Genomic DNA, 18,900 nt, shown 5'->3' with positions numbered 1-18,900 from the left:
AGTTTGTGCTGACGCCCTCAAGGCCCCGGGCCGTCTCACAGCGCCGTTTCACGTGAAACAGCGCGGAGCCGAGCCGGTGGTCCGGACCTAGAAGGGCGGCTCGTCCGAGTAGCCACCGCCGGAGCCGCCGCCCCAGCCACCGCCGCCACCCTGCTGACCACCGCCGGCAGGACCGTTGGTCGCCCACGGGTCGTCGGCGGGAGCACCGCCGCCACCCTGCTGCTGGCCGCCACCGGGGCCGCCGCCCCAGCCGCCGCCACCCTGGCCACCGCCCTGCTGACCGCCGCCGAAGCCACCGCCCTGGCCACCACGACCAGTGGTCTTGGTGATCTTGGCCGTGGCGTTCTTCAGGCTCGCGCCGACTTCCTCGACGTCGAGCTCGTAGACCGTGCGCTTCACGCCCTCGCGGTCCTCGTACGACCGCTGCTTGAGGCGGCCCTGGACGACCACGCGGGTACCCCGCGTCAGGGACTCGGCGACGTTCTCCGCCGCCTGACGCCACACCGAGCAGGTCAGGAACAGGCTCTCGCCGTCCTTCCACTCATTGGTCTGACGGTCGAACGTGCGGGGAGTGGACGCGACGCGGAACTTCGCGACCGCCGCACCGGACGGGGTGAAGCGCAGCTCGGGGTCGTCGACAAGATTGCCGACAACCGTGATGACGGTCTCGCCTGCCATTAGGGGAACCTCTCGGCGGGTGTGCTGCTGGCTGCTGGTGTTGCTGCTACTCGGACCCGGTTACCGCTGGACGCTTGCGCGCTCAGTGGGTCTCGGGACGAAGGACCTTGGTCCGGAGGACCGACTCGTTCAGGTTCATCTGACGGTCGAGCTCCTTGACGACCGCAGGCTCGGCCTGCAGGTCGATGACCGAGTAGATGCCCTCGGGCTTCTTCTTGATCTCGTAAGAGAGACGACGACGGCCCCAGGTGTCGACCTTCTCGACCTTTCCGTTGCCCTCACGGACGACGGAGAGGAAGTTCTCGATCAGCGGGGAGACAGCGCGCTCCTCGAGATCGGGGTCGAGGATGACCATCACCTCGTAGTGACGCATGTAGAACCCACCTCCTTTGGACTCAGCGGCCACGGTCGTTCCGTGGCAGGAGGGTCGTATGCGTTCCGCACCGTGTCCGTCCGGTCCTCCGGGCAGACATAGGCGCAGACCGTACAGAGTACCTGCATGAAGCCTTCCGGTTGAAATCCGCCCACCGCACCCCTCAATCTGGAACACAACGGGTGTGAGCGGCGTTACAGTGCGCCGCCCTGTCATCGGAGGTGCCGCATGGCACAGGCAGCACGGACCCAGCGCAACCTGCTCTCGCTCCTCAACAGCGACGGCAAGAGCCATCCCGTCGAGAACACCATCGCCATCGTGACCGTGGTCCTCGGCGCGATCGCCATCTTCACCACGCTCTCTCCCCGCCTGCACCTGGTCAGCTCATGGGTCGGCCTGATCGGCATCGGCACCGGCCTGTGGGGACAGTTCATCTCGTCGACGACGGGTGAACGCTTCCTGTTGATCATCGGCCTCGGGGCAGCGGCCGTCGGCTTCTACCTCGGCCTGGCTCACGGCGGCCTCTTCGGCGGTGTCATCGGCTAGCCGCTACGGCATACGGGGCCCCGGCCCGTATGGCCCAGACGGGGCGCTCCACGGTCACAGTAGGCTTCGGCGCGAGAGCCGGAGCCCCGACCATGGGGACACACCTGCCGAGGAGCGCCCCGCATGAGCCTGACCCTGAGGACCATCAGCCGAGAGCAGCATCTGGCATATATCCAGAGCCTGCCCGCGGCCAGCCACATGCAGGTTCCTGCGTGGGCGGACGTCAAGGCCGAATGGCGTTCGGAGAGTCTGGGCTGGTTCGACGAGAGCGGCCAGCTGGTCGGCGCGGGCCTGGTGCTCTACCGCCAGCTGCCCAAGATCAAGCGCTACCTCGCCTATCTGCCCGAGGGCCCGGTCATCAACTGGTTCTCCCCGAACCTCGAGGACTGGCTGCAGCCGATGCTCGCCCACCTCAAGCAGAAGGGCGCCTTCTCCGTGAAGATGGGCCCGCCGGTGATCATCCGACGCTGGGACGCCGCCGCGATCAAGTCCGGCATCCAGAACCCCGACGTCAAGCGGCTGCGGGACGTCGAGGCGACCCACATCGAGCCCCGCGCCTTCGAGGTGGCGGACCGGCTGCGGCGCATGGGCTGGCAGCAGGGCGAGGACGGCGGCGCCGGCTTCGGCGATGTGCAGCCCCGCTATGTCTTCCAGGTGCCGCTGGCCGACCGTTCCCTGGAGGAGATCCACAAGGGCTTCAACCAGCTGTGGCGCCGCAACATCAAGAAGGCCGAGAAGGCCGGCGTCGAGGTCGTCCAGGGCAGCTACGAGGACCTGGCCGAGTGGCAGCGTCTCTACGAGGTCACCGCGGAGCGTGACCGCTTCCGGCCGCGGCCGCTGGGCTACTTCCAGCGCATGTGGACGGCCCTCAACTCCGAGGACCCCAACCGCATGCGGCTCTACTTCGCCCGCCACGAGGGCGAGAACGTCGCCGCGGCCACGATGCTGATCGTCGGCGGCCACGTCTGGTACTCCTACGGCGCCTCCGCCAACCACAAGCGCGAGGTCCGGCCGTCGAACGCGATGCAGTGGAAGATGCTGCAGGACTCCTATGCGCTGGGTGCCTCGGTCTACGACCTCCGCGGCATCAGCGACTCGCTGGACGAGAACGACCATCTCTTCGGCCTGATCCAGTTCAAGGTCGGTACGGGTGGGCAGGCAGCGGAGTACCTCGGCGAGTGGGACTTCCCGCTCAACAAGCTGCTGCACAAGGCGCTCGACATGTATATGTCGCGTCGCTGACCGCTTCACCGCACCGTCCGTACTCCTGACACACCCAGCCACGAGAAAGGTTCCGGGCCCGGCCATGGCGCTCACCCTCTACGTCGACACCGCGCGCTGGCGGGCGCATCAGCAGAGCGTTCTCCAGCAGTTCCCCGGGCTGGTCCCGGTCTGCAAAGGCAATGGCTACGGCTTCGGCCATGAGCGCCTCGCCGACGAGGCGACCCGCCTGGGTGCCGACATCCTGGCGGTCGGCACGACCTACGAAGCGGCCCGCATCAAGGACTTCTTCAGCGGCGACCTGCTCGTCCTGACGCCGTTCCGCCACGGTGAAGAGCCGGTGCCGCTGCCCGACCGGGCGATCCGTTCGGTCTCCTCGGTCGAAGGCGTGGGCGGCCTGGTCGGCGCCCGGGTCGTCATCGAGGTCATGAGCAGCATGAAGCGCCATGGCGTCCGGCCCGAGGACCTGCCCAAGCTGGCCGCGGCCATCGAGGACGTTCGCCTCGAGGGCTTCGCGCTGCACCTGCCGCTGGACCGCACCGACGGGTCCGACGCGGTCGAGGAGGTCATCGGCTGGATGGACCGGCTCCGCGCCGCCCGCCTCCCGCTGCACACCATGTTCGTCAGCCATCTCAAGGCAGATGAACTCGCCCGTCTCCAGCAGCAGTTCCCCCAGACACGGTTCCGCGCGCGGATCGGTACGCGGCTGTGGCTCGGCGACCACGAGGCCACCGAGTACCGCGGTTCGGTGCTCGATGTCACCCAGGTCGCCAAGGGCGACCGCTTCGGCTACCGGCAGCAGAAGGCGGCCTCCGACGGCTACCTGGTCGTGGTGGCCGGCGGCACCTCGCACGGTGTCGGCCTGGAGTCGCCCAAGGCGCTGCACGGCGTGATGCCGCGCGCCAAGGGCGTGGCCCGGGCCGGCCTGGCAACCGTCAACCGCAACCTCGCGCCGTATGTGTGGGCCGGGAAGCAGCGATGGTTCGCGGAGCCGCCGCACATGCAGGTGTCGATCCTGTTCGTGCCGAGCGACGCACCGCAGCCGCAGGTCGGGGAGGAACTGGTGGCCCATCTGCGGCACACCACCACGCAGTTCGACCGCCTCGTGGACCGCTGAGCCGGTAGCGCTCCGCCCGGAACGCGCCGGGGCCCGGTGCCGCAGATGACGTCTGCGGCACCGGGCCCCGGCGTATGAGGGCCGGTGCCGGCTCATTCCCGTACGGCGGCGCCCCAGCGCACCTGTGGCGCCCCCTCGAACTGCACCGCGTGCCGGGGGCGGTGGTGTGCCCGGCCGAGCACGAACACATCGGCGCTGCGGTCCAGGACTCCGCCCGACGGGTCGTCGTCCCCGTCCCTGCGGACCACATCGCGCTCCGGCAGCAGAATGTCCCGTACGACCACGGCGCACAGGTAGAGGGTCCCCAGCAGGTGCAGCACGATGGCCAGCTGGTAGCCCTCCGGCGGCAGACCTTGGTGCTTGTCGCCGTTGCCGGTGTAGGCGAGGTACATCCAGATGCCCAGGAAGTACATGACCTCGCAGGCCTGCCAGATCAGGAAGTCCCGCCAGCGCGGCCGGGCCAGCACGGCCAGCGGGGTCAGCCACAGGACGTACTGCGGCGAGTAGACCTTGTTGGTGAGGATGAACAGCGCGACGACGAGGAACGCCAACTGCGCGAAGCGTGGCCGGCGCGGTGCATAAAGAGTCAGCAGGCCGATGGCGCCACAGCCCAGGATCATCAGCAGCGTGGCATAGGTATTGGCGTTCTCCAGGGGATTGCCGGTCCGCTGCGAGATCAGGAGCCAGAGCGAACCGAAGTCGATGGGCCGCTCCTGGCTGAAGGTGTAGAACTTCGCCCAGCCCTCCCTGATGTGGAATCCCGCGCCATCGTGCGTGATCATCACCGGCAGGTTGACCACCAGCCAGGAGGCGACGGCACCGGCCAGCGCCCTGCCGTACGCGCGCCAGGCTCCCGCGCGCCAGCACAGCACCAGCAGGGGGCCCAGCAGCAGCACCGGGTACAGCTTGGCCGCGGTGGCCAGCCCGATGAGGACACCGGCCGCCAGCGGGCGGCTGCGTGACCACATCAGCATCCCGGCGGCGGTCAGGGCGACCGCCAGCAGATCCCAGTTGATGGTGGCGGTGAGGGCGGCGGCCGGCGCCAGGGCGACGAGGAGGCCGTCCCAGGGGCGTCGCCGGTGGGTGCGGGTCACGCACACCGCGAGGACCGCGACGCAGATCATCAACATGCCGGCATTGACCAGCCAGTAGATCTGTTCGCGCTGCTGGATCCCTCCGCCGTGCGGTGTCATCCAGGAGGCGACCTCCATGAAGACACCGGTGAGCACGGGGTACTCGAGATACTCCATATCGCCGGGCAACCGGTCGAAATACGGGATCAGCCCGTCAGCGAAGCCCCGCCCGGCGTAGAGATGGGGGATATCCGAGTAGCAGGCGTGGATGTACTGGCTCGTGGCACCGAAGAACCAGCCACCGTTGTAACAAGGCAGCTTCTGCACCATGCCCAGCGCGAACATGCCGATGGCGACGAGCGCGATGACCCGCACCGGGGTCAGCCTGCTGGTCCCGAGCAGTGCGCGTCGGCCGATCGGTCCGCCGATCAGCTCGCTGCCGGCCGCCGCCACCTCATCCCGCCTCGTCGGCCGTACCGACTCGTCCCGTCGCACGCTCGTCATGGGCCCATCCTGCCGTACGCCCCTGTGCGGAAGACGGCGAAGCCCCTGCCCGGTCATGCCGGGCAGGGGCTTCGTGGCTCCGCGTTTCACGTGAAACGTTCAGCGTTTCACGTGAAACGGTCCGCTAGCCGTTAGGGCCGCCGAACAGGCCTCCACCACCGTTCGCGTCCGTCGGATCAGGTGTCGGACTCGTGCCTCCGGTGTCACCGCCGGGTCCACCCGGTCCGCCCGGTCCACCACCGTTGGCTCCGCCGTTACCGGTACCGCCACTGTTCTTGCAGTTGACGTCCCAGGGAGCACAGGTATCCGTCGGGGTCGGGCTGGGACTGTCCGACGGGGAAGCGGAGTCGCTGGGAGTTCCCGACGGAGTCTCCGACGGCGTGTCCGACGGGGTGGGAGTCGGCGTCGGAGACGGCATCCCGGGCTCGTCGACCCGTCGCCCGATGGGCGTGGCAGCCGGGAACGGCTGCCCTGTGACGCCGTTCATCGCCTTCAGCATGTACTCGGTCCACACCTCGGTGGGCAGTGCACCACCGTGGATCGAGTCGAAGCCACCGACACCGTTCATGGACAGCTGACGCGGGTTCTTTGCGTCCTCGCGGAACATGGTGACGGCGGTCGACAGCTGCTTGGTGTAGCCGACGAACCAGGCCGACTTGTTCTCGTCGGTGGTGCCGGTCTTGCCCGCCGCCGGCATGTTCAGCCGACGGGCCAGCTTGCCCGTGCCGTTCTGGATGACGTTCTCCAGCACCTTGGTCACGTTGTTAGCGATGTTGGAATCCATCGCCGTCTCCTGCTTGGGCTTGTCGAAGCCCTGCAGGTCTTCGCCCTCGAACGTCACCTTGGTCACCGAATACGGCTCCACCTTCGTTCCCGATTGGGCGAACGTCGCATAGGCATCGGCCATACGAATCGCGCTCGGTGTGGAGGTTCCCAGCGCAAAGGACGGGTTCAGGTTCTTGTCGAAGCTGGTCGGCGCGATACCCGCGGCCTGTGCCATGTCCCGGACCCGGCGCATCCCGACGTCCATGCCGAGCTGCACGAAGGGGGTGTTGACGGACTGCTCCATCGCCTTGGTCAAGGGGATGTAGCCCCAGGGGTGGTTGCTCTCGTTCTCCTGGTAGAAGGGCGAGTTATCCCGCTTTGTGACGTAGCTACCGTCGGCGTTCTTCACCTTCAGGTGGTCGTCACCGTTGTAACGGCTGTCCGGTGAGATCGGCCCACCGCTCTTGGCCGTTCCGTACTTCATCCCCGCGGCGAGCACGAACGGCTTCCAGGTCGAGCCGACCGGAACGCCGAAGGTGTCGGCGTTGTTGCTGAAGTGCCCCTTGTCGTATCCCTCGCCGCCGTACAAGGCGACGATCTTGCCGTCTCCCGGCACCACGGAAGCGCCGCCGAACTGGACGTATTTGTCCTTTGCGCGCTTCTTCGGGTCGATGTACCGCTTGTTGACCTTCTTGACCGCGTTCTCGAGGTCACTGGTCTTCTTCGCGTCGAAGGTCGTCCGGATCGTGTAGCCGCCCTTGTCGAACTGGGCCTCGCTGACATCCGTGTGCTTCAGCACGTACTTCTTCGCGGTGTCCATCATGTAGCCGATCTGGCCGCTCTTGCTGGCCACCGGCTTCGGCAGATTCGGCGTGGGGAAGTGCCCCGCGTACTGCTTCCGCTTCGCCTTCGACAGGAAGTGGTTCTCGACCTCCCGGTCGAGGATCCAGGACCACCGCGCCTTGGCGCGCGCGGTGTTTGCCGCCCTCGTCGCTCCCGGGCTGGTACCGCCCGCGGGGTCGTACAGGTCGGCGCCCTTGAGCACGGTGGCAAGGAAGGCGCTCTGGTTCGGGTTCAGCTTGGCGGCGTCCACTCCGTAGTACGCCTGAGCCGCGGCCTGGATTCCGTAGGCCCCGCGACCGTAATAGCTGGTGTTGAGATACCCCTGAAGGATCTCGTTCTTGGTCTTCGACCAGCCGACCTTGATCGCGATGAACAGTTCCTTGAACTTGCGGTCAAGGGTCTGCTGCTGGCTCAGCATCGCGTTCTTCACGTACTGCTGGGTAATGGTCGAGCCGCCCTGGGTCTCGCCACCCTTGGCCATGTTGAACACCGCACGTGCGATGCCCATCGGGTCGACGCCCGAGTCCGTCCGGAACGATGCGTTCTCCGCGGCGATCGCCGCATTCTGCATCGACGTCGGAATTTCGTTGATCGTGACGTTCTGCCGGTTCGTCTCACCGTCGCGCGCCATGACCTTGCCATTGGCCCAGAGGTAGACGTTGTTCTGCGACTTGGCGGCCAGGCTCTCGTCGGGAACCTGCACCAACGCCAGTGCGACGCCGGAGGCACCCACGATCAGCCCTATGAAGCCGACGCTCAGGGTTGCGACCTGCTTCCAGGACGGCACGAAGCGCCGCCACCCGACGCGGTTGGCGCGCGGGTAGTCGATCAGACGCCGCTTGGCGGGCTGCCCGCCCCCGCGGCCGCGTCCACGGCCCCCCTCGGGGCCACCGCCACCGCCGCCGCCACGCCGGCCACCACCACGGCCGCCGGCGCCGTCACCGGCAGCCACCGCGGAGGCATCGGCCCCCCGGCGGCGGCCGCCGCGCTGGGCAGCTCTGCGGGCCTCGGCACGTCCTCCTTGCCGCGGCTCATGACCGGTCGGCTCGGAGTGCGAGTCGGGACCGGCTGCGGAGCCACGCGATGAGGCGGATCGGCGCCCCGGTGGCTGCTGTGCGGCGCGTCGGGCCGCGGCACGTCCGCCACTCTGCGGCTGTGGCGGTTTGCGACGGTGCTCGCTCATGGAACGAATACTCCTCGGGCAGGCGCGCTATCTCGTCGCCTGAAGGCGGCAGTTGTCTTCAGGTCCCCCCGATGCACGACTCGCTCCTGAGGCGCGAGCCGCACTACACCGAGGATGGGGACGCCAGATATCGGCCCACGGTTCCCGGCAGTCTGCATGCCGCACAGACTACGCACGGCCAAAACCTGCCCAGTGTTGAAATTCACTCCAAATCAGTCAGGTTGATGAGAACGATTCGGTGATGTGATGCCGTTCACCGTCCCCCCACTTGTTCCACCCCGGTGACCGCTCTATCGTCTGGATGTATCGAGTCGATACATCAGCACGACATAAAGAGCGCACAGGACCAAGGAGGCGGAGGATGAGCAGGCGTTCCGGCATCCTCGAGTTCGCCGTCCTCGGCCTGCTCCGCGAATCCCCGATGCACGGCTATGAGCTGCGAAAACGGCTCAACACCTCGCTCGGGGTCTTCCGTGCGTTCAGCTATGGCACCCTCTATCCCTGCCTCAAGGCGCTGGTCGCGAACGGCTGGCTCATCGAGGAGCCGGACGGCTCCGCGGAGGGCGTACCGCCCGCGGCGCTGACGGGGCGCCGAGCCAAGATCGTCTACCGATTGACCGCTGCGGGCAAAGAACACTTCGAGGAGCTGCTCGCCCACTCCGGACCGGATGCCTGGGAGGACGAGCACTTCGGCGTCCGCTTCGCGTTCTTCGGCCAGACCTCTCGGGACGTGCGGATGCGTGTGCTGGAAGGCCGCCGCAGCCGGCTGGAGGAGCGCCTCGAGCGGATGCGCACCTCCCTGGCCAGGTCACGCGAGCGGCTGGACGACTACACCCTCGAACTGCAGCGGCACGGCATGGAATCCGTGGAGCGCGAAGTCCGTTGGCTGAACGAGCTCATCGAGAGTGAGCGCGCCGGGCGTGACCAGCGTCCACCCGGTCCGGCAGCACAGGACAAGAAGAACCAGTCAGGAGATACGGGCGGCCTGCCCCGGCACCGGGGTGGTTCCCGGCCGGATCCGTCCGATGACACCACCACATGAGGGCCTGCTGCGCAGGGCCTCATCGAGAACACAGGGAGCAACCGGAATGGGTTCGGTTCGCGTAGCCATCGTCGGCGTGGGCAACTGCGCCGCCTCGCTGGTACAGGGCGTCGAGTACTACAAGGACGCCGACCCGAAGAGCCGCGTGCCCGGCCTCATGCACGTGCAGTTCGGCGACTACCACGTGCGTGACATCGAGTTCGTGGCGGCTTTCGACGTCGACGCCAAGAAGGTCGGGCTCGACCTCGCGGATGCCATCGGCGCCAGCGAGAACAACACCATCAAGATCTGCGACGTGCCCAACGCGGGCGTGACGGTCCAGCGCGGCCACACCCACGACGGCCTGGGCAAGTACTACCGCCAGACCATCGAGGAGTCCCCCGAGGCCCCGGTCGACGTCGTCCAGGTCCTCAAGGACAAGCAGGTCGACGTCCTGGTCTGCTACCTCCCCGTCGGCTCCGAGGACGCCGCGAAGTACTACGCCCAGTGCGCCATCGACGCCAAGGTCGGGTTCGTCAACGCCCTCCCGGTCTTCATCGCCGGCACCAAGGAGTGGGCGGACAAGTTCACCGAGGCCGGTGTCCCGATCGTCGGTGACGACATCAAGTCGCAGGTCGGCGCCACGATCACGCACCGCGTGATGGCCAAGCTGTTCGAGGACCGGGGCGTCATCCTGGACCGCACGATGCAGCTCAACGTCGGCGGCAACATGGACTTCAAGAACATGCTCGAGCGCGAGCGCCTGGAGTCCAAGAAGATCTCCAAGACGCAGGCGGTCACCTCCCAGATCCGGGACCGTGAACTCGGCGAGGACAACGTCCACATCGGTCCCTCGGACTACGTGGCCTGGCTGGACGACCGCAAGTGGGCCTACGTCCGCCTCGAGGGCCGTGCCTTCGGTGATGTCCCGCTGAACCTGGAGTACAAGCTCGAGGTCTGGGACTCCCCGAACTCCGCGGGTGTCATCATCGACGCGCTGCGCGCCGCGAAGATCGCCAAGGACCGGGGCATCGGCGGCCCCATCCTCTCCGCGTCCTCGTACTTCATGAAGTCCCCGCCGGTGCAGTACTTCGACGACGAGGCACGGGAGAACGTCGAGAAGTTCATCAACGGCGAAGTCGAGCGCTGAGACGCCCGACGTACCCTCGCAGCGCAGGCCCCCGGGTATTCACCCCGGGGGCCTGCGGGCTGTGTGAGGCTGTGCCTCATGCATGCTGTGCGCGACCTGCGCGTATTACTCCGGCTACGCGACTTCCGTTCGCTCCTTGCCGCACGGCTCCTGTCCCAGGCGGCCGACGGGGTGTTCCAGGTCGCGCTCGCCACCTTCGTCGTCTTCTCGCCCGAGAAGCAGACCTCGCCCGCGGCCATCGCGTCCGCCATGGCGATCCTGCTGCTCCCGTACTCGCTCCTGGGGCCGTTCACCGGCGTGCTGCTCGACCGCTGGCGGAGGCGGCAGGTCCTGCTGTACGGCAATCTGCTGCGCACCCTGCTGGCCATGGGGACAGCGGCACTGATCGTGTCGAAGGTCCCCGACTGGCTCTTCTACGCCTCGGCCCTGTCCGTGACCGCCGTCAACCGCTTCGTCCTGGCCGGGCTCTCGGCGGCGCTCCCACGCGTGGTCGACGGTGAAGAGCAGCTGGTCATGGCCAACTCCCTGGCTCCCACGGCCGGAACGCTCGCCGCGACCGCCGGTGGCGGGCTCGCCTTCGCCGTCCGGCTGGCCGGCTCGGATGTCGACGCGTATGTCGTGCTGCTCGCCGCCCTGCTCTACTTCTGTTCGGCCCTCACCGCCCTGCGCATGGCGCCCCAGTTGCTCGGCCCCGACCCCGCACGCCTGCAACCTCATGTACGCGAGGCCCTGTTGAGCACGGTGCGAGGACTCGTGGACGGGCTGCGCCACCTCGCCGAGCGGCGCACTCCCGCACGGGCGCTGATCGCCATGACCTTGGTCCGCTTCTGCTACGGAGCCCTGACGGTCACGGTGCTGATGCTGTGCCGGTACTCCTGGTCCACCACCGAGTCGGAGGGCCTGGCACTGCTCGGAATCACTGTCGCGGTGTCAGGAGCGGGCTTCTTCACGGCCGCTGTCGTCACGCCCTGGGCCGTGGCCGGGCTCACCGCGTTCGGCTGGATCGCCTGCTGTGCCGCGATGGGCGCCGTGCTGGTGCCGTCTCTCGGGCTGTTCTTCGCCCCGGGGCCGATGCTGGCCGCCGCGTTCGTACTCGGTCTCGGCACCCAAGGAACCAAGATCTCCACCGACACGATCGTGCAGTCGTCGGTCGACGATGCCTTTCGCGGCCGGGTCTTCGCCCTCTACGACGTTCTCTTCAACGCCGCCTTCGTCGGCGCGGCCGGGGTCGCCGCCCTCATGCTGCCTCCGGACGGAAGATCGCCTGCGCTGCTCGGTGTGGTGACCGTCCTCTACGCGGGGGTCACCGTGGCATTGGTCCGCTTCCGGCGCGGCTGAGCGCCCCGCCTCTCTCCCGAGCTGATGAGGCCTCTGCGGCGAGGCAGCCGGACCAGATACCTTACGGACGTCCTACACCAGCCTGTACACATCAATATCGGGGGAGATCCATGACGACGCCGCCTCAGGGCCAACAGCCATACGGCCAGGCACCCTACGGACAGCAGCCTTACGGGCAACCGCCCTACGGACAGCACCCGTACCCGCAGGCACCGCCGGCGCCCCAGGCCCCCTACGGCCAGCCCCAGGGCGGATACGCCTACCCCCAGCAGCCCCAGGCTCCGTACGGACAGCCTCAGCCGGGTTACCCCGCGCCGCCGCAGCAGCCCTTCATGCAGGGCGGATCTCCCGTCCCGCCGCCCCGGCCCGCCAAGCGCCGTTCCCCCAAGACGATCCTGAGGATCATCGGAGCCGCCCTCGGGGCGATCTTCCTCGTCGTCGCCTGGATCAGCAGCATGGACGACGCGAGCAGCGCTGAAGTCGGCGACTGCGTGAAGAAGTCCAGCAGTTCGCTCGACGACGGCCTCGAGGTGGTTGATTGCGGCACCTCGGGGGCCCAGTACAAGGTGACCGCGGTGCACGATGACACCTCGGACCCGTCCGTGTGCCCCGCCAACGAATCGGCGTACACCAAGAACGTGCATCGGCGCAGGGGCTCCGACACCCACATGGTGCTCTGCCTGACCTCGACGAAGTAGCACGCGGCACACACCCTGGATACGCCGTGGGGCGGTGTTTCACGTGAAACACCGCCCCACGTTTCACGTGAAACGTGGCGGTTCGCCAGCCGCCGGTTTCACGTGAAACATCAGCCCTGGGTGGCCCACCACTCCTTCAGAGCGGCAATCGCAGCATCTCGCTCCATCGGCCCGTGCTCCAGCCGGATCTCCAGCATCTGCTTGTAGGCCTTGCCGACCTCGGGACCCGGGCGGATCCCCAGAATCTGCATGATCTCGTTGCCGTCCAGGTCCGGGCGGATCGCCTCCAGCTCTTCCTGCTCCTGCAGGCGCGCGATGCGCTCCTCCAGCCCGTCATAGGCACGCGACAGAGCATTGGCCTTGCGCTTGTTGCGCGTGGTGCAATCCGATCGCGTCAGCTTGTGGAGCCGCGCCAGCTGCGGGCCGGCGTCCCGCACATACCGCCGGACGGCGGAATCCGTCCACTCGCCCGTCCCGTAACCGTGGAAGCGCAGATGGAGCTCCACCAGTCGCGAGACGTCCTTGACCATGTCATTGGAGTACTTCAAGGCGGTCATCCGCTTCTTGGTCATCTTCGCGCCCACCACCTCGTGGTGGTGGAAGGAGACCCGACCGTCCTTCTCGAAGCGCCGCGTCCGGGGCTTGCCGATGTCGTGCAGGAGGGCCGCCAGGCGCAGGACGAGATCGGGCCCGTTCTCCTCGAGGTCGATCGCCTGCTCCAGGACCGTCAGCGAGTGCTCATAGACGTCCTTGTGGCGGTGATGCTCGTCACTCTCCAGTCGCAACGCGGGCAGCTCGGGCAGGACCTTGTCGGCCAGGCCCGAGTCGACGAGCAGTCGCAGCCCCTCGCGCGGGTGCGCCGACAGAACCAGCTTGTTCAGCTCGTCCCGCACCCGCTCCGCGGAGACGATCTCGATGCGGTCCGACATCGCCTCCACCGCGGCGACGACCTCCGGGGCCACCTCGAAGTCCAGCTGAGCGGCGAAACGGGCTGCGCGCATCATCCGCAGCGGGTCATCGGAGAAGGACTCCTCCGGCGTCCCGGGCGTGCGCAGCACACGCGCCGCCAGGTCCTCCAGGCCGTCGTGCGGGTCGACGAACTCCTTCTGCGGCAGCAGCACCGCCATGGCGTTCACCGTGAAGTCCCGACGCACCAGGTCGTCCTCGATGGAGTCGCCGTAGGACACTTCCGGTTTGCGGGAGGTGCGGTCGTACGCCTCGGAGCGGTAGGTCGTGACCTCGATGTCGAACGATTCCTTCTTGCAGCCCACCGTCCCGAAGGCGATGCCGACCTCCCAGACCGCGTCCGCCCACGGCCGGACGATCTTCAGCACGTCCTCGGGGCGGGCGTCGGTGGTGAAGTCGAGGTCGTTGCCGAGCCGGCCCAGCAGTGCGTCCCGGACCGAGCCACCGACCAGGGCAAGCGTGAACCCGGCCTCCTGGAAGCGGCGGGCCAGGTCATCCGCGACGGGGGACACCCTCAGCAGCTCGCTCACGGCACGGCGCTGCACATGGTTCAGCGCGTTCGTCGACTGCGGGGTCCGCTCGGCGGTCGGGGCGGGGAGGTCATTGTTGGCGTTCGGCACAACAAAACAGGGTACGTGGCCGCGCAGTGCAAAGCGTCACGTAATAAAGGGGACAGGCCGGGCCCGAAAACGGGGACGGCCTGGGCGCTTGCCCCTCTGCGCCGAGATCATGTGGAGCAGTCCCTGGCACGCCGTCGCTTCGCGCCTCGTTACCATTCGTGGACGCACATTCCGAACGACCACTGACGACGACGAGGGACGGGCGAGCGCGTGGCCGAGGCGGCAGGGTTCCAGCGGACTGAACGGCCGCGTGGTCGATGGCTGCGACGGACCGTGACACTGCTCACTGGAGTGCTCCTTCTCGTGGGGTTGCTCCAGGTTCCGCAGGCCTCCTCCGCCCAGGCGGCCCCGACCGGCTCCCGCACCGTCGACGTCACCATCGACTCGATGTCCCCCTCCACTCCCGCCAAGGGCGACACGGTCTCCGTCTCCGGCACGCTGACCAATGACGGCCGCAGCACGATCACGGACGCGCATGTCGGAATGCACCGGGGAACCCCGCTCGGCGGCCGCAGCTCCATCGAGAATGCGTCCCGCCGTACCGGCTATCTGCCGGGCACGGACGGCAAGGAGATCAAGGGGCACACCGAGAAGATCGGCAAGCTGGAGCCCGGCGCCAGCCGGCCCTTCAGCATCAGCGTGCCCGTCAAGGACCTCGGCCTCGACGACAACGGTGTGTACCAGATCGGTATCTCTCTGTCAGGGCGCTCGCAGGCGGAGCCCTACGGACAGGTCCTTGGCTTCGACCGGACCTTCCTGCCCTGGCAGACGGCCGGCGGCGGCAAGAAGACGCAGCTCACCTACATGTGGCCGCTGATCTCCCCCACCCACCTCACCGCCGAGACGGACGCCGACGCCCAGCAGACGCCGGTCTTCCGCAACGACGACCTCGCTGCCGAGCTCGCGCCCGGCGGCCGGCTGCAGCAGATGGTCGCGCTCGGCAAGAACCTGCCGGTGACCTTCGTCATCGATCCCGATCTGCTCGCGACCGTCGACGCGATGACCAAGTCGTACCGGGTGAACGGCCCGGACGGCCCGATGGGCAAGAACCAGGCGGTCGCCAAGCAGTGGCTGCACGACCTCGAAGAGGCGGTCAAGACGCACGAGGTCGTCGCGCTGCCCTTCGCCGACCCCGACCTGGCCTCGCTCGCCCACCACGGCAGGCACGTGCCCAGCGCGCTCAGCCACCTCGGCCCGGCCACCGACCTCGCCGACAAGACCGTGGACACGATCCTCGGCGTCAAGCCCCGCACGGACTTCGCCTGGCCCGTCGACGGAGTGATCGACTCGTCCATCGTGGATGTCGCGACCTCGGCCGGCGCACACAACGTGATCACCCGCAGCGACAGCCTGCGGGACGCCGACCGGCTCTCCTACACCCCGACGGCGGCCCGCCCCATCGGCGGCGGAAATACCGCCGTCGTCGCGGACACGCAGCTCTCACGGGCCTTCGAGGGCGATATGTCGAAGGCCGGAAGCTCCGCCCACGCGGTCCAGGAGTTCCTCGCCCAGACACAGATGATCAACCTTGAGGACCCGGGCCGGCAGCGCAGCATCGTGGTCGCGCCGCAGCGCATGCCGTCGGTCAGCCAGGCCCACGCCATGGCCACCGCCCTACGGAACCTGGACGAGTCCGGCAGCTGGACCCAGTCGCTGAACCTCGGGGGCGCGGCCAAGGCCAAGCCCGACCCCTCGGCGAGCCGCCGGGTGCCGAGCGGCGCCGCCTATCCGTCCTCGCTGCGCAGGCAGGAACTCCCCGTCAGCGCCTTCCGGCAGATCCAGGGCACCCAGTCCGCCCTGGACGACTTCCAGGTGATCCTGGCCCAGCCGGAGCGCGTGGTGACCCCGTTCGGCAACGCCATGATGCGGGAGATGTCGACGGAGTGGCGGGGCAACGCCACCGGCGCCAGGACGTACCGGCACTCCGTGCGCAACTACCTGGACGGCCTGACCAAGAAGGTCCACCTGATCCAGAAGTCGGGGGCGACGCTCTCCGGGCGCAGCGCCACGATTCCGGTGACGGTGCAGAACAACCTGGTCCAGGGCGTCAAGGACATGACGCTGAAGCTGACCTCGTCGCAGCCCAACCGTCTGGACGCGGGGAAGTCGCAGCAGATCACGGTGGACGGCGGGCACAGCCAGTCGTTCAAGTTCGACACCACGGCGAACGCCAATGGCCGGGCATGGGTGACCGCCCAGCTCTACACGGCGGACGGGAGGCCCTACGGTGAGCCGATGATGTTCCAGGTGAACGTCACGGAGATCACCGCAACGGTGATGCTCGTCATCGCGGGCGGCGTGCTGCTGCTCGTCCTCGCCGGTGTGCGGATCTACCTCCAGCGCAAGCGGGCGGCCGCCCGGCGGGCCGAGGACGGGTCCGACGGCGACGAGCCGGATGACGGCGCCGGCACGGACGGCGACGACGGCGGCACCGATGGCGACGAGCCGGAGCAGCCGAGTGACCCCACGCCGGACACCGGATCGGAAAGCTCCGACCCGTCCGGCTCAGGTGAGAAGGTGGACCGTTGATAGATGGCGGGGCCGGATGGCCGGCGACGGATGAGGTGGGGCAGCGATGAATGCGCCGTACGACGGTGACCGGGGCCGGGGCGCCAACGGCGATCCCGCGGGGCCGGTCCCTCCGACGCCCCCGCCGCCCGCGGACCAGGACCCGTACGCCCAGGACCCCTATGTCCAGGACGCCTACCGCAACGACCCGCACCGCGCCCAGGACCCGACGGCTCAGGACCCGGTGACGGAGGCGCTCTACGACCGCGCCGCGCACCCTCCGCCGCCCCCGGGGCAGCCCGCGCATCCGCTCTATCAGCAGCCCGCCGCGGGCCACCACACGCCGGACCCGCAGCTGTGGGCCACACCCCCGCCTCCCGAGCCGCAGGGCCCGACCCGCAATCTTCCGTACGGCGACGCCGCCGCGACGACCCAGTTCGTGGGCGTGGACGACCTGATCACCCAGGCGGCCGACGAGCGGCCGGAGCCGGACGCCTTCGCGCATCTCTTCCGCGACCAGCAGTCCTACGAGGCCCAGCAGCCCGCTGCGGCAGCGGCCGGCCCCGCGGTGGCCGGTGCGGTGCCCGGACCGGAGGTCGTGCCGCAGCAGCCCGCACCGGAGCCGGAGCCGGCTCCGGTGGCAGCGGCCGGCAAGCCCTCCGGCGGCCGAGCCTCCGGCCTGCTCAAGTCCAGCGCGGTGATGGCCGCCGGCACGATGGTGTCGCGCCTCACGGGCTTCGTCCGCTCGGCGCTGATCGTCGCTGCCCTCGGCGGCGCGGTCCTCGGTGACTCCTGGCAGGTCGCCTACCAGCTGCCGACGATGATCTTCATCCTGACCATCGGCGGCGGTCTCAACTCCGTCTTCGTCCCGCAGCTGGTGCGCGCGATGAAGGAGGACGAGGACGGCGGCGAGGCCTATGCCAACCGGCTGCTGACGCTGGTGATCGTCGTGCTCGGCGTGCTCACGGTCCTGGCGGTCGTGGCGGCGCCACTCCTGGTGAAACTGGTCTCGCTCGACATCTCCCGTGACCCGGCGGCCAACGAAGTGGCCGTCGCGTTCACCCGCTACTGCGTACCCACGATCTTCTTCATGGGTCTGCATGTCGTGATGGGACAGATCCTCAACGCCCGCGGCCGCTTCGGCGCGATGATGTGGACTCCCGTCCTCAACAACATCGTCATGATCGCCACCTTCGGCCTGTTCATCTGGGTCTACGGCACGGCGAAGACCTCGCACATCGGCGTCACCACCATCCCCGACGAAGGCATCCGGCTCCTGGGCATCGGCACCCTCCTCGGGCTCGTCGTCCAGGCCCTGGCGATGATTCCCTACCTGCGCGACGCCGAGTTCAAGCTCCGGCTGCGCTTCGACTGGCGCGGCCACGGCCTGGGCAAGGCCGCCAAGCTCGCCAAGTGGACCGTGCTGTTCGTACTCGCCAACCAGGCGGGCGTCCTCGTCGTCACCCAGCTCTCCACCTGGGCGGGCAACACCGCCAACGACCAGGGGCACCCGGGCACGGGCTTCATTTCGTACGCCAGCGCCCAGCTGATCTGGAACATGCCGCAGGCGATCATCACCGTCTCCGTCATGGCCGCGCTGCTGCCGCGGCTGGCGCGCTCGGCGCACGACGGTGACACCGGTGCCGTCCGCGACGACATGTCGCAGGGCCTGCGCACGTCCGCCGTCGCGATCGTCCCGATCTCGTTCGGCTTCCTCTCCCTCGGCATTCCGCTGTGCACGCTGGTCTACGGCTCGTCCGGCGCCGGCGTCCCGATGGGCTACATGCTGATGGCCTTCGGTGTGGGGCTGATCCCGTTCTCGGTGCAGTACGTCGTGCTGCGCGCCTTCTACGCCTACGAGGACACCCGTACGCCCTTCTACAACACGGTGATCGTCGCGGCCGTCAACGCCGCGGCCTCCGGTCTGTGCTTCCTGGTCCTGCCCGCCCGCTGGGCCGTGGTCGGCATGGCGGCTTCCTACGGCCTGGCGTACATCATCGGCGTGGGTGTGGCCTGGCGGCGTCTGAGCAAGCGGATGGACGGCGACCTCGACACCGCCCACGTCGTGCGGACCTACGCACGGCTGGCCGGTGCCAGCATCCCGGCCACGATCATCTCCGGAGCCGCGGTGTACGGCATCATGCAGTCACTCGGCACAGGTGTCCTCGGGTCGCTGGCCGCTCTGATCGCCGGTGCCGCCGCACTTCTGGGCGTGTTCTACGTGGCTGCACGCAAAATGCGCATCGAGGAACTGAACGCCCTGGTCGGCATGGTCCGGTCGAAGCTTGGGCGTTGA

General features: G+C 68.2%; 14 protein-coding genes. 9 read left to right on the top strand and 5 right to left on the bottom strand.

The window, feature by feature from the left end; genetic code table 11:
* Positions 1 to 87 precede the first annotated feature (87 nt).
* Both AB0411_RS09055 and rpsF read right to left on the bottom strand, forming a co-directional pair.
* Entirely contained in the window at positions 88 to 678 is a 591-nt protein-coding gene (locus AB0411_RS09055) for a single-stranded DNA-binding protein (RefSeq protein WP_366416600.1), read from the bottom strand.
* Between the two features lie 82 nt (positions 679 to 760).
* Positions 761 to 1,051 (bottom strand): 30S ribosomal protein S6, encoded by a 291-nt coding sequence (gene rpsF, locus AB0411_RS09050; protein WP_006604399.1) that lies wholly within the window; start codon positions 1,049 to 1,051, stop codon positions 761 to 763.
* A 228-nt stretch (positions 1,052 to 1,279) separates the two neighbouring features.
* Here rpsF and AB0411_RS09045 point away from each other — a divergent pair, with 228 nt between their 5' ends.
* The 3 genes from AB0411_RS09045 to AB0411_RS09035 all read left to right on the top strand — a co-directional run bounded on the left by AB0411_RS09045 (position 1,280) and on the right by AB0411_RS09035 (position 3,935).
* Positions 1,280 to 1,597 carry a hypothetical protein gene (locus AB0411_RS09045; protein WP_366416599.1) on the top strand — a complete coding sequence of 106 codons (318 nt, stop codon included), beginning with the start codon at positions 1,280 to 1,282 and terminating at the stop codon, positions 1,595 to 1,597.
* A gap of 123 nt (positions 1,598 to 1,720) precedes the next feature.
* Positions 1,721 to 2,839 carry a lipid II:glycine glycyltransferase FemX gene (locus tag AB0411_RS09040; protein ID WP_366416598.1) on the top strand — a complete coding sequence of 373 codons (1,119 nt, stop codon included), beginning with the start codon at positions 1,721 to 1,723 and terminating at the stop codon, positions 2,837 to 2,839.
* 64 nt (positions 2,840 to 2,903) lie between these two features.
* A complete protein-coding gene (locus tag AB0411_RS09035; protein ID WP_366416597.1) occupies positions 2,904 to 3,935 on the top strand; it encodes an alanine racemase in 1,032 nt (343 codons plus the stop codon).
* Between the two features lie 92 nt (positions 3,936 to 4,027).
* Here the strand turns inward: AB0411_RS09035 and AB0411_RS09030 are convergent, their stop codons facing one another.
* Positions 4,028 to 5,512 carry a glycosyltransferase family 87 protein gene (locus AB0411_RS09030; RefSeq protein ID WP_366416596.1) on the bottom strand — a complete coding sequence of 495 codons (1,485 nt, stop codon included), beginning with the start codon at positions 5,510 to 5,512 and terminating at the stop codon, positions 4,028 to 4,030.
* 124 nt (positions 5,513 to 5,636) lie between these two features.
* Complete coding sequence (locus AB0411_RS09025) at positions 5,637 to 8,303, bottom strand: transglycosylase domain-containing protein (protein WP_437041507.1); 2,667 nt, start codon at positions 8,301 to 8,303, stop codon at positions 5,637 to 5,639.
* Between the two features lie 361 nt (positions 8,304 to 8,664).
* On the opposite strand from AB0411_RS09025, the gene AB0411_RS09020 reads away from it, so the two are divergent.
* The 4 genes from AB0411_RS09020 (at position 8,665) to AB0411_RS09005 (ending at position 12,510) form a co-directional block, all read left to right on the top strand.
* Positions 8,665 to 9,345 (top strand): PadR family transcriptional regulator, encoded by a 681-nt coding sequence (locus tag AB0411_RS09020; RefSeq protein ID WP_366416595.1) that lies wholly within the window; start codon positions 8,665 to 8,667, stop codon positions 9,343 to 9,345.
* A 46-nt stretch (positions 9,346 to 9,391) separates the two neighbouring features.
* Positions 9,392 to 10,474 (top strand): inositol-3-phosphate synthase, encoded by a 1,083-nt coding sequence (locus tag AB0411_RS09015; protein ID WP_366416594.1) that lies wholly within the window; start codon positions 9,392 to 9,394, stop codon positions 10,472 to 10,474.
* 78 nt (positions 10,475 to 10,552) lie between these two features.
* A complete protein-coding gene (locus AB0411_RS09010) occupies positions 10,553 to 11,812 on the top strand; it encodes an MFS transporter (protein WP_366416593.1) in 1,260 nt (419 codons plus the stop codon).
* A gap of 110 nt (positions 11,813 to 11,922) precedes the next feature.
* Positions 11,923 to 12,510 carry an LppU/SCO3897 family protein gene (locus tag AB0411_RS09005; RefSeq protein ID WP_366416592.1) on the top strand — a complete coding sequence of 196 codons (588 nt, stop codon included), beginning with the start codon at positions 11,923 to 11,925 and terminating at the stop codon, positions 12,508 to 12,510.
* A 110-nt stretch (positions 12,511 to 12,620) separates the two neighbouring features.
* Here the strand turns inward: AB0411_RS09005 and AB0411_RS09000 are convergent, their stop codons facing one another.
* Positions 12,621 to 14,096, bottom strand: coding sequence for a CCA tRNA nucleotidyltransferase (locus AB0411_RS09000; protein ID WP_366416591.1), 1,476 nt, complete (start codon positions 14,094 to 14,096; stop codon positions 12,621 to 12,623).
* A gap of 261 nt (positions 14,097 to 14,357) precedes the next feature.
* Between AB0411_RS09000 and AB0411_RS08995 the strand changes: the two genes are divergently transcribed.
* Positions 14,358 to 16,625 (top strand): DUF6049 family protein, encoded by a 2,268-nt coding sequence (locus AB0411_RS08995; protein WP_366416927.1) that lies wholly within the window; start codon positions 14,358 to 14,360, stop codon positions 16,623 to 16,625.
* Between the two features lie 46 nt (positions 16,626 to 16,671).
* Positions 16,672 to 18,900 (top strand): murein biosynthesis integral membrane protein MurJ, encoded by a 2,229-nt coding sequence (murJ, locus tag AB0411_RS08990; protein WP_366416590.1) that lies wholly within the window; start codon positions 16,672 to 16,674, stop codon positions 18,898 to 18,900.

This window comes from Streptomyces angustmyceticus, assembly GCF_040701845.1.
GTDB classification, from domain to species: domain Bacteria; phylum Actinomycetota; class Actinomycetes; order Streptomycetales; family Streptomycetaceae; genus Streptomyces; species Streptomyces angustmyceticus_A.
The sequence above is the reverse complement of the archived record's forward strand: the minus strand, read 5'-3'. Positions and strand labels throughout refer to the sequence as shown.